The sequence below is a fragment of the Bartonella refiksaydamii genome (genome assembly GCF_902652675.1).
GTDB classification, from domain to species: Bacteria; Pseudomonadota; Alphaproteobacteria; order Rhizobiales; family Rhizobiaceae; genus Bartonella; species Bartonella refiksaydamii.
In genome coordinates this window covers 37,456-50,293 of sequence record NZ_LR736298.1, presented here as the reverse complement: position 1 = coordinate 50,293, position 12,838 = coordinate 37,456, and the positions used below count along the sequence as shown (strand labels likewise).

Here is a 12,838-nt window from a genome sequence, read left to right as displayed (position 1 = left end):
ATAAAGCCATCGACAATCCAATTGGCCAAGTCCTCCCCTGCTTGTTCCATACCGGACTTACGCGCATTTAATGGTAAAAAAGCATACGCATAAAAACAACGAATTACTACCTGTTCCTAACTAATCACACCTCTTCACACTTAGGGCAAGACCTACTGTCAAACTACAATAAGGACACGAGCTGTTCTAGATAATCTGTACGACGATAGGCACGCTCTACTTTGCCACCTACCGTATATTTTAGAATTGTTTTAGCAATCTCATAAGGGGCATCGGTTGTTTCTGCTAACAATTGCGTAAACTAGAGAGAATCCCATGCAGGCATGCGTTTAATCCAGTCTGTTGCATATACCTTGCCATATTACTTTCACCAAGAGGACCACAATCGGTTACAGAAAAAAATCATTGCGAGAGAGCAGGCGTGCTTGTTTTAGAATTTCTAGCGCTTCTGTTGATAAGGGCACACAAAATTCTGTTGTAACGTCACGCCTTCCTTTTATATTTTCAGCAGAGATTATCCATATATCCCCATCAATTTGATCTTTATGAATATGACGCAAGGGATATGTACGAACAGCTGTAAGAATAAGTAGGCGCAAAGCCAATTGTGTTATAGCTGTTGTTTGGCAAAGCGTTTTATAAAAAGTTGGAACCTCTCTCCAATCCATTGCAAGTAAGTTTTGTGTTTTATGGAATTGTTTGCCTAAGAGAGCGCGTGCTTTTTCTGCCGTCTTAGCTTTTGTATGCCAGATGGGGATAAGAGCATTGCATATATCTGTTTGATTTATTTCTGAAACGGACAGACAGCCTAATTGGGGGAGAATATAAAATTGTAAAGGTGAAAACCAGAATCTATTTTACCATCTTTCTTGAGTTCGGCTTTCCGACTTTCAAAAATGTCTAGAACAATGTCTTTTAAATAATGGAGATTACGCATTGCTTCACGCTTTTGTTTATTGTGTTCTTTAATGGGAGCACGGCCCTTCAGTACAACAGAACGATATTGGGTTACATAGTTCACGGGCTCGTTTTAAAAAGACATCTCTCAAGGTACCCAAACCTATTTCACAGCAGCGCTCATGAATGGTATAATAGTAAATCCATTGAGTCCCCGTCTTTAACACTTATGAAGAAGCAAGCCGGCACCATCATTATATTTTCCAGCTCCCAATGTTGCAACAGCTCTTGCATTAAGACGATTCATAAGAGGCATTTTACTCCTTTCTTGACAATTTTTATCCACACGCCAATCCCACTTGTAACGTGGAGGCGAATGGCTTTGATTGATGCAACATTAAAGAGATTTGAAATGAGAGAATCCTAGGATATTCGGGTCTCTAATTCAATATATAAAACAGTGAATTATCATTATAAATAAATATGTTGGCATAATATATCATCGATATCTTATTCGCATATTCCTCTATCATCCCTGTTTTTACTTTTCATAATAAACTTAAAAGTGTTATAAAAAATAATATCACTTAAACAAAAAGGACTTCTAATGATAAAGATCAAAGTGGAAAACCCCGTTGTTGAAATTGATGGGGATGAAATGACCCGTATCATCTGGAAATATATCAAAGACAAATTAATTCATCCCTATCTCAATATTGATCTCAAATATTATGATCTTTCTGTCGAAAATCGAGATGTAACAAATGATCAGATAACTATCGATTCTGCCAATGCTATTAAAGAGTATGGAGTTGGTATAAAATGTGCAACCATCACGCCAGATGAAGCACGGGTTAAAGAATTTAATCTAAAAAAAATGTGGAAATCACCAAATGGTACAATTCGCAATATTTTGGGAGGAGTCATTTTTCGTGAACCTATTATCTGCAAAAATGTTCCACGCCTCGTTCCTAACTGGACAAAACCAATTATTATTGGACGTCATGCTTTTGGTGATCAATACAAAGCAACAGATTTCAAATTTCCTAGCAAAGGAAAATTAAGTATTAAATTTGTAGGTGATAACAATCAAATTATTGAACACGACGTTTTTGATGCCCCAAGTTCAGGCATCGCCATGGCTATGTATAACCTTGATGAATCAATTCGTGACTTTGCCAAAGCATCTTTTAATTACGGATTACAACGGAATCTCCCAGTTTATCTTTCAACAAAAAACACCATACTGAAAGTTTATGATGGCCGTTTTAAAGACATTTTTCAAGAAATATTTGACACAGAATTTAAAGCTGAATTTGAAAATCGTAAATTATATTACGAACATCGCTTAATTGATGATATGGTTGCTTCTGCGCTTAAGTGGTCAGGTGGCTACGTGTGGGCATGTAAAAATTATGATGGTGATGTTCAATCTGATATCATTGCTCAAGGCTTTGGTTCCCTTGGTCTTATGACTTCTGTTCTCATGACACCAGATGGTAAAATTGTTGAAGCAGAAGCTGCACATGGTACAGTAACACGCCATTACCGTCAGCATCAAAGAGGTGAAGAGACATCAACAAATTCTATTGCCTCCATTTTTGCATGGACACGTGGACTGGCGCATCGTGCAAAACTAGATAACAATGAGAAATTAAAAAACTTTGCTATAACATTAGAAAAAGTTTGTATTGAAACCGTTGAAGAAGGTTTTATGACCAAAGACCTTGCACTTTTGATTGGACCTCAACAAAAATGGCTTTCTACAACAGGATTCCTTGATAAAATTGATGAAAATCTTAAAAAAGCAATGAGCAACTAAGTTGTAACTTAATTTAAATTCCAAAGCTCTGCGAAAAGAGAGCTTTGAATCTTCTCTTGGCAAATTCAAATAACTGCCTTATAAATATAAAGAGGTCGACCATTTTACTAAATAGCAAAAACAGTGGAAAAACAAAGCTGGTCTGTGCTTTTATTGGATAAGAATGCTATCCGCTTTTTAACGTTTATAGGCGGCGTTGTGTTGCATGCCACCAACGTTTACATTGTTATTACTATTTTGCCTTCTCTTATGAGCGATATTGGCGGTGAGTTTTACTACTCTTGGGTGGCGACTGTTTTTATTACAGCATCACTTCTTGGTACTTCGCTTGCAACAAAAATATTAGGAAAAATAGGTCCTCGCAATGCTTATGTTATGTCTGGACTTATCTTTGCCATTGGGACCTTTATGTGCAGCATGGCTTCAGCTATGCCGTTATTTTTGATAGGACGCTTTGTTCAAGGATTTGGAAGCGGTTCCTTACTATCCCTATCCTATTCTATGGTACGTATTGTTTTCAACCCATCTATTTGGTCGCATGCATTGAGTATTATCTCTGGAATGTGGGGAATATCAACCCTATTAGGGCCAGCTATCGGTGGCATTTCTGTGTACTATGGCATATGGAGAGCATCCTTTTGGATCATTGGCGTATTAGCAATAATTTTCTCACTCATAGCCCTTAAAACTTTACCAAAAGAAAATGAAAACCTTATTCTAATACCCCGACTCCCCATTGCACAACTCTTCACAGTCATTTTATTGATTTTTATTATTTCTGCTGGAGGAGCTATGGATACTACAATTGAAAAAATCTGTGGGCTATTTATCGGATTGAGTCTTCTCTTTGTTTTAGCAAAGATCGAATCATCTACGTTTCATCCTATGTTACCACGCAACGCTTTTTCCTTCTCCTCTGAATTTTTTCCTGTTTATGCATTGATACTCATTATGACAATAGTAGTCTACAGTATAGAGCTTTATTTTCCACTTTTTCTTCAAGAGCTTCATGGACAAACCCCACTTATTGCCGGTTATATATCGTCACTTATGAGCTTGGGTTGGACTTGCGGTTCCTTATCCAGTGCTGGTGTATCCGAAAAAAAAGTTCGCAGCGTTATTGTATATTCTCCTATATTAAGCCTTTTCGGCATAAGCGGTCTTTTATGGCTTATTCCCACAAAAGATTCCACATCTGAACATATTTTTATCATTTGCTTAGCATTGTTTGCTATTGGAATTAGCGCTGGCATAGCATGGCCGCATTTATTAAAACGAATTTTGCAATGTGCAAACAATGAGGATGCTCTACGCGCCAGCGAATCTCTTACCTCAGTACAACTGTTCTCAGCCGCATTAAGCGCAACACTTGCAGGAACAATCACCAATTTGGCTGGGCTCCTTAATCCTGGAGGAATAGCAGGAATGATTTTAGCAGCCAAAACTCTTCTTGCGATGCTCATCGGTCTTTTATTTTGTCTTGGTATTCCATTTGCTCTACGTGTTTCCTATAGCATATTTAAAAACCCAACAGGACAATCAAATAACTAAACAAACGAAAAAATGTTAAGCACACTTTTCTACATACCATGAGAAGCAAAAAATCAATAATCCACAGAAAGTTAAAATACCTCCAAGAACAGCGGTATATTCATAACTATACCCCAACTTCAAAACCCATGCTCCAGATTCTGCCCCAAGAGCGTTGGCAATATTAAAAGCAGATTGCATTAATGCTCCTGCCAAAATCTGTCCATGGAGAGAAACATCCATGATTTTCGTCTGTATAGACGGCATAGCAGCAAAAGAAGTACCAACAAGAAAGCATCCTAATGCTGCCGTTAATGGAGTATGGGATAAAAAGAAAAAGAGAAAAAAAACAAATGCGCTCCAAAACATCGAAAAAAATATCATCGGTGAAATACCAACTTTAACTGCAAATTTCGGACCCAAAAGATTACCTACCACCATTCCCAATCCAACTAACGGCATAATAAATGGCACCCAATCAAGCGAAACACCAGAAATATGCATTAATGTTGACTTAATATAAGTAAAAATAGAAAATAAACCTGATGTTCCAACCGCAACCATTGTCAAGAGAAACCATACCTGCTTTTGCTTTAACGCGCCCAGTTCGCGTAGAGGGCTTGTTTTTGAAATATTCAAACCTGAAGGCAAAAACTTCCAAACAAGCAAACAACATAATAAAGCAATAGCGCCTACAAGAATAAAAGCAATCTGCCAACCAACAAGCTGACCAATCCAAGTTGCACTTGGAGCTCCCAAAACCGTCGCAATTGTTAAACCAAGCATAACATAGCCAACAGCTTGGGAACGTTCATTCATTTTCACCATTGAAGATGCAACCATCGTTGCAAGTCCGAAATAGATACCATGTGGTAGACCACTGATAAACCGCAACGCTACTAATATGCTAAAATCAGAAAAAAGAGCACTAGCAATATTTGCCAGCGCATAAAAAAACATTAATCCGATCAGAACAGTTTTGTGTGATAACTTAGCTGTTGTAACAGCTAAAAGAGGTGCTCCAATCACAACTCCCAATGCATAAGCAGAAATATATTTACCAGCTGTAGGAATATCAATAGATGAACTCCGTGCCATCTCTGGCTGTAAACCCATTGCAACAAACTCTGCAGTACCAATAGAAAAACTTCCCACTGCAAGAGCTAAAATTGCAAAACGTCGTGTACTAGAATTAATTCCTGATGTAAAAATATTTTTTTTATGAGAATTCTTCATTGTCATCATTTCTGTAGAGTGACACTTTAATCATAAACATCTGTGATATGACATAAATGAACTAGGAACCTTTTTACATCTATGCCTAAAAAATTCCAATGAAGCATTAAAACACCTTCCACAATGAAAAGAAAAACGCCTTTCGCTTTTTAATAGTAACATAATAAAATTAGTTTTTTACTGCATGGCAGTTGCAATATTCTGTAACTTAAATTGAACTATAAGTTGATAAAATGTCGTTACCAGAAAAAATAAGCTTAGCAGTTTAAAATATTAACCGTTTGCATTTTTTAGAATTTATTTTAGAACCACTCATATACACTCTTAAAAAATACTTTTTGTTAAAACTTCATTCTCAAATAAAAAAAATCACAAAGCACCCCTATAAAAATGCAATTTTCATACTTCTTTAAGAGTTCGCTAACCCCTCATTAACATTGTTTATCTAAACAGTCATAAGAAACAGAAGTAAACTGTTTATCTCCGGATCAGGTAGCGCGTACCGGAGTACAGTTTCTTTTTACTGTTAAAATATATACCGTTAAATTGTGTATTCATCTTTTAAGTTAGTACAATGTTTTTGCTTTTTAAAAATATTTCTCACTTCTATTTTTAGTAGAAACTCCTGACCAAAAATTAAATTAAGCAATGGTCAATATCTTACCGTCCTTGCATCCATAAAGCACGCGTTTTAGCACAAAAATCAGCATAACATCCTTCTTCAATAGCATCACGAATTTCCTGCATAAGCTGCTGATAATAAAAGAGATTATTCCAAGTCAACAACATACCACCAAGAGATTCACCAGATTTGATCAAATGATGCAAATAAGCGCAACTATAATCATACGTGGCAGGACAAAGCGATTGTGGATCAAGAGGATATGGATCCTCTGCATAACGTGCATTACGCAAATTAATTCTACCAAAGCGCGTAAAAGCTAAACCATGACGTCCTGCACGAGTCGGCATAACACAATCAAACATATCAATACCACGAGCAACACTTTGTAAAATATCATCAGGTGTTCCTACTCCCATAAGATAACGTGGCTTATCCTCTGGCAAAATCGGGCACGTGGCATCTAACACAGCAGTCATAACACTCTGCGGTTCACCAACCGCAAGCCCTCCAATAGCATAACCTTTCAAATCCATCTCTTTTAATGCTTGGGTAGAACGCTCACGCAGTTTCATATTATCACCGCCTTGAACAATACCAAACAGTGCTTTATCTGGCTGATCACCAAAAGCTGTTTTACAACGCTGTGCCCACCGCAAAGAAAGTTCCATAGCAGCTTCTATTTCTTTTTCACTTGCAGGTAATGCAATACATTGATCCAGCTGCATCTGGATATCCGCGTTAAGAAGCCCTTGAATTTCGATGGAACGCTCTGGACTCATTTCATAGTACGCTCCGTTAATATAAGAGCGAAAAGTCACACCTTGTTCTGTAATTTTACGAATTCCTGCCAGTGACATAACCTGAAATCCACCAGAATCGGTTAAAATAGGCCCAAACCAGCGTGAAAATTCATGTAGTCCTCCTAAACGCGCAACGCGTTCAGCTCCCGGACGCAACATTAAATGATAGGTATTGCCCAAAATGATGTCTGCACCAAGAGCACGTATCTGATCCATATACATAGCTTTAACGGTTCCTGCCGTCCCAACAGGCATAAATGCAGGTGTACGAATACCCCCACGACCCGTTATAATTTCGCCACGACGCGCATAACCATCTTGAGCAATTTTTCTATAATGAAACGTCTTTATCATCACTCTCGTCTTTTCGATTCCATAAACTCATATTGCTATAGAAAGAAAAGCTATACCTTTCTTGCTAGATTCGTCATAAACTTTACGGATTGATTTTCGATTCGCTAAATATTGTAACTAGCATAAAAAAATTAAATGAGATAAATAAAGTTTTTCTATTATGAGATACCATAGCCAAAATGATAATCTCTTTTCATAAAAATACTAAGTATATCTGAGAACACAATATCTTAAGATGCCTACATTTGTTAACCAAAGCTTTAAATAACTACAAAATTGTTTTTTCAACACAAACAGTCTTATTTCCACACACTTTCACTACCAATCACATCTAGCAAATTTGACATTCATAAAAGAAAACCTTAAATACACTAATAACCTCGGATATATATCACTTTCACAGATAAAAAATAATAGGGAGTGCAAATGTTTTCTAAAGCTTTCTAGTAACTTTCCAATAAAATATAAACCAGTAGCGAATATCTTTACCACCTTTTTACACGTGAAAAAAGCTACTTATTCTTATCCTCAATATCTAAAATATACTTTGATAACAGCATGACAGAAAAAATACATCACCATTAATATCAATAAAAATGAAATACTATTATAACTCACGATAACCTTATAGAATCCTTATTAATATCTTCCCTATATCAGAAGTCTTCTCATATCTTCTTTTGAGAGACGCAAAGCAGAATAATTTTTTCATCAAGATAAACAAGTCTTTATGCAAACTGTTACACTAAGCAATTGAAATTACTAAATTCTACTTGTATAAAAATAAGGTTACAAAGCTTAATATTGAGAATGAGCGCATAACTGTAGAATCGTTTTACAGATCCAATCCGCATTAATCATCCCTCATTGGATCAAAATAACAATCAGAGGAGAATCCCTTCACTTGGCGATCTTACAATTGAACTCAATATAACCATACTATTTTATATCAGCAGCAACTGCAGCTTTAATAATTGCATCGGGCTCTACAACGGGCTCACCACGCTTAATTTTATCGATATTTTCCATACCTTCAATAACCTGCCCCCATATGGAATACTGACGATCAAGCCAAGGAGAATCGGCAAAGCAAATAAAAAACTGTGAATTAGCAGAATTTGGATTCTGACTGCGTGCCATAGAAACTGTACCACGCTTATGAGAAAGATTTGAAAACTCTGCTGTTAAATTAGGCTTCTCTGAACCACCCATACCGGCACGTGATAAATCGAATTTTTCATCGTCCTTCTTTCCAAATTGCACATCACCCGTTTGCGCCATAAAACCATCAATAACACGATGAAAAATAACATTATCATAAGCACCTTCGCGCACGAGCTCTTTAATACGTGCAACATGGCTAGGTGCTAAATCAGCAAAAAATTCAATAACAACTCTGCCCTTCGTTGTTTCAAGGATTAGGGTATTTTCTAAATCTGTAATCTCGGCCATACGGCTAAACTCCTCTGACTCATCTATCAACTTGCAAAGTGGCAGCATTAATAACATCAGGATTTGTTACAGCCCCATTATTACTTGTGCTGCCTTTTTTAATTTTATCAACAACTTCCATTCCCTTTATAACCTCTCCAACAACCGTATACTGACCATTTAAAAAAGCAGCATCACTAAAACAAATGAAAAATTGAGAATTAGCGGAATTTGGATCTTGTGCACGTGCCATCCCAACTGTACCGCGCTTAAATGGCTGCTTTGAAAACTCTGCTGATATATTAGGATAATTTGATCCACCCGTACCAACGCGTTTAGGATCAAAATTCTCACTGCCCTTTTTTCCAAATTTTACATCACCAGTTTGTGCCATAAAGTCTGGAATAACACGATGAAATACAACATTGTTGTAAGCACCTTCCTTCGTTAATCTTTTAATCTGTGCAACATGTTTTGGTGCCAGATCAGGGCGAAGACGAATAACCACATCACCATTTTCGAGAGATAAAACAAGAATATTAGAATCACAAGCTACAGCACTCAATGAGAAAAAGCAAAAAATAGATGTCAATACAATAAGAATTCTAAGGTACACGATCATTCTCTCCTGAAGATTGAAATTTTAAACGCAAAGCTCTAGCAATATTTTCAGGCACAAAGGGTGCCACATCACCTCCCATAGAAGCAATCTGGCGTACCAATGTAGAAGTTATTGCGCGTCCAGAAACACTCGCTGGCAAAAAAACAGTTTGCAATTCAGGAGCCATGATACCATTCATCCCTGCCATTTGCATCTCATAATCAAGGTCAGTGCCATCACGTAACCCACGAATAAGAAATGACGCACCAATTTCACGAGCTTTATCAATTAAAAGAGTATTAAACGAAATAACCTGTAACCGGTCTGGACCGACACTTAATAAGTCTTTCCCTACCTGAGTAATTAACTCAACACGCTCTTCAAAACTAAAAAGTGGCGTTTTTTTAGCCTGTATACCTATAGCCACAACAATTCTATCAGCCAAAACGAGACTGCCCCGCAAAACATCAAGATGACCATTTGTAAGAGGATCGAAGGAACCCGCATAAAGAGCAATTTTCATCATTTCACGTCGCCCTTTAGAACTATTTCTCTTCGTTTACATCAATAGTACCAGAATGTTCTCCAGCTTCATCAATTAATTGGCTATCATCATCTTCAGACTCAGAAATACGCTCAACCGATACAACTCTTTCACCTTCGGCTGTATTGAAAATTGTCACCCCCTTAGTCGAACGACCAGCTATACGAATGCCATCAACAGGCACGCGAATAAGCTGTCCCCCATCTGACACTAACATAATTTGATCTTGTGCCTTTACTGGGAAAGCCGCCACTAATTTGCCAATTTCAGCTGTCTTAGTTGGATCTGTTGCACGAATCCCTTTTCCACCACGACCAGAAATCCGGAACTCATACGAAGAAGACCGCTTTCCATAACCAAACTCACTCACTGTTAAAAGCATCTGTTCACGCGTATTTAGTTCTGCATAGCGCTCATCTGTCAATTCTGTTTCAGCTCCTGCGTCTTCTTCATCAAGAGATGCAATATCTTCAGCATCACCACCAACCGCACGCCGTTCACTCATCACACGTTTGACGTAAGCAGAACGCTCAACCGACGTGGCTTCAACATGCTCTAAGAGTGTCATTGAAATGACTTTATCACCCTCAGCTAAATTGATACCACGTACCCCCACCGAATTACGCCCTACAAAAACACGAACATCAACCACTGGAAAACGAATACATTGCCCATTCGCCGTTGTGAGAACGACATCATCATGTTCTGTACAAGTTTCAACAGAAAGAATTTCATCTCCTTCTTCATCAAGTTTCATTGCAATTTTACCATTACGATTAACCTGAACAAAATCTGATAATTTATTACGACGTACAGTTCCACGCGTTGTTGCAAACATAACATCCAATGCACTCCAACGCGCTTCATCTTCTGGTAAAGGCATAATAGTTGTTATGCGCTCACCTTGCTGTAAGGGAAGCAAATTAATCAAAGCTCGCCCACGTGACTGCGGCGTACCAAGAGGCAAACGCCAAACCTTTTCCTTGTAAACAATTCCACGCGACGAAAAGAAAAGAACTGGCGTATGCGTATTCACCACAAACAATCGCGTTACAAAATCTTCATCCCTCGTAGACATACCAGAACGCCCTTTACCACCACGACGCTGTGCACGGTATGTATTGAGAGGAACACGCTTAATATAGCCACTATGACTAACCGTTACCACCATATCTTCTGGTGCGATCAGATCTTCGCTATCCATCTCAGCGCTACCAAAACCAAATACAGTGCGTCTGGGCGTTGCAAACTCTTCACGAAGAACTTTTAGTTCATCTTTAACAATACCCATGATCCGTGAACGTGAAGCCAAAATATGAAGATAATCGGCAATATCCACTCCAATTTTATTCAATTCATCAGCAATTTCATCTCGCCCAAGTGCCGTTAACCTTTGCAAGCGCAATTCCAAAATAGCACGCGCCTGTTCTTCAGATAAATTATAAGTACTATCCTCATGAATAATATGACGAGGATCATCAATAAGTTTAATCAAGGACGCCACATCAGCAGCGGGCCAGCGCCGTTCCATTAATTGTGCACGCGCTGTCTGAGGATCAGAAGCTTTACGAATGAGCACTATAATTTCATCAATATTAGCAACTGCAAGTGCAAGACCAACCAAAACATGTGCACGCTCACGTGCTTTACGTAAAAGATATTTTGTTCGCCGACTTACAACCTCTTCTCGGAAAGAAACAAACGCACGAAGCATATCAAGCAACGTCATCTGCTCAGGTTTTCCCCCATTCAATGCAACCATATTACAACCAAAGGAAGTTTGCAGTGGCGTATAACGATACAATTGGTTCAAAATAACTTCCGCAACAACATCTTTCTTCAGCTCAATAACGACGCGATATCCATCACGATCAGATTCATCACGCAAATCAGAGATTCCTTCGATACGTTTATCGCGCACCAATTCAGCCATTTTCTCAATCATCGTTGCTTTATTAACTTGATAAGGTATTTCATTCACAATAATTGCCTGTCGACCATTGCGAATTTCTTCAATATCAACCTTAGCCCGCATAATAATTGAACCACGCCCTGTTTCATAAGCCGAACGGACGCCAGAATGACCAAGAATAATACCACCAGTGGGAAAATCAGGACCAGGAATGATTTCAATTATCTTATCAAGTGTTATATCGGGATTATCAATCAAGGCGATACAACCATCAACGACTTCACCAAGATTATGGGGAGGAATATTGGTTGCCATTCCTACAGCAATACCACCTGACCCATTGACCAAAAGATTAGGAAAACGTGCTGGTAAGACAACCGGTTCACGCTCACGCCCATCATAATTATCCTGAAAATCAACAGTCTCTTTATCAATATCAGCTAAAAGTTCTTGCGAAACTTTTTCTAAACGACATTCTGTATAACGCATTGCCGCAGGTGGATCACCGTCAACAGAACCAAAGTTTCCTTGACCATCAATCAGCGGATTTCTTAAAGAAAAGTCCTGTGCCATACGCACCAAAGCATCATAAATTGAGGCATCACCATGGGGATGAAACTTCCCCATAACTTCACCAACAACACCGGCAGATTTACGATAAGACTTATTAAAAGAAAGCCCCATTTCATTCATGGCATGAAGAATACGCCGATGAACAGGTTTAAGACCATCACGGACATCCGGAAGTGCACGTGAAACAATTACGCTCATCGCATAATCGAGATAAGAGCGTTGCATTTCATCAACAATGCTGATTGGCTCAATACCAGTCAGTATATCACGTTCTGGATGTGGAGTAAGATCGGTCACTGCTTTAAGACTTTCAATAAAGAATCACTTCGTTTTGTTTATATCGAAAAACGCACCAAAATGCCAATTCCTCTGCCATGACAGAAAAAATTTAACAATAATTCTCAACATGTTGTTTATTTTATTAAAAAGCACAAATAAAATAAATAGAACTTAACTTTGCTAAACTTAAAAAAACTGAAAAGAACAATTCAAAAAAACAACGCTAATACCACA

General features: G+C 38.1%; 8 protein-coding genes and 1 pseudogene. 2 read left to right on the top strand and 7 right to left on the bottom strand.

What is annotated here, in order from left to right; translation table 11 throughout:
* Positions 1 to 163: 163 nt before the first annotated feature.
* Positions 164 to 1,213: pseudogene (locus GQO39_RS09185) on the bottom strand (tyrosine-type recombinase/integrase).
* Between the two features lie 291 nt (positions 1,214 to 1,504).
* Between GQO39_RS09185 and GQO39_RS04690 the strand changes: the two are divergent.
* Positions 1,505 to 2,719, top strand: a complete 1,215-nt coding sequence (locus GQO39_RS04690; RefSeq protein WP_156851138.1) for an NADP-dependent isocitrate dehydrogenase — start codon at positions 1,505 to 1,507, stop codon at positions 2,717 to 2,719.
* 123 nt (positions 2,720 to 2,842) lie between these two features.
* The gene (locus GQO39_RS04685; RefSeq protein ID WP_156851137.1) at positions 2,843 to 4,270 is read left to right on the top strand and encodes an MFS transporter; all 1,428 of its coding nucleotides are present in this window, start codon (positions 2,843 to 2,845) and stop codon (positions 4,268 to 4,270) included.
* 15 nt (positions 4,271 to 4,285) lie between these two features.
* Here the strand turns inward: GQO39_RS04685 and GQO39_RS04680 are convergent, their stop codons facing one another.
* The 6 genes from GQO39_RS04680 to gyrA form a co-directional block, all read right to left on the bottom strand.
* Positions 4,286 to 5,494: an MFS transporter gene (locus GQO39_RS04680; RefSeq protein WP_156851136.1), complete on the bottom strand. Its 1,209-nt coding sequence runs from the start codon at positions 5,492 to 5,494 to the stop codon at positions 4,286 to 4,288.
* Between the two features lie 651 nt (positions 5,495 to 6,145).
* Complete coding sequence (tgt, locus tag GQO39_RS04675) at positions 6,146 to 7,264, bottom strand: tRNA guanosine(34) transglycosylase Tgt (protein ID WP_156851135.1); 1,119 nt, start codon at positions 7,262 to 7,264, stop codon at positions 6,146 to 6,148.
* A gap of 939 nt (positions 7,265 to 8,203) precedes the next feature.
* The gene (locus GQO39_RS04670) at positions 8,204 to 8,716 is read right to left on the bottom strand and encodes a peptidylprolyl isomerase (RefSeq protein WP_156851134.1); all 513 of its coding nucleotides are present in this window, start codon (positions 8,714 to 8,716) and stop codon (positions 8,204 to 8,206) included.
* A gap of 19 nt (positions 8,717 to 8,735) precedes the next feature.
* On the bottom strand, positions 8,736 to 9,311 hold the full coding sequence (locus GQO39_RS04665) for a peptidylprolyl isomerase (RefSeq protein WP_156851133.1): 576 nt from the start codon (positions 9,309 to 9,311) through the stop codon (positions 8,736 to 8,738).
* Positions 9,301 to 9,819, bottom strand: coding sequence for a pantetheine-phosphate adenylyltransferase (gene coaD / locus GQO39_RS04660; protein ID WP_156851140.1), 519 nt, complete (start codon positions 9,817 to 9,819; stop codon positions 9,301 to 9,303). Before coaD ends, GQO39_RS04665 begins: the two co-directional genes overlap by 11 nt.
* A 22-nt stretch (positions 9,820 to 9,841) precedes the next feature.
* Complete coding sequence (gene gyrA / locus GQO39_RS04655; RefSeq protein ID WP_156851132.1) at positions 9,842 to 12,622, bottom strand: DNA gyrase subunit A; 2,781 nt, start codon at positions 12,620 to 12,622, stop codon at positions 9,842 to 9,844.
* Between the last annotated feature and the right edge of the window lie 216 nt (positions 12,623 to 12,838).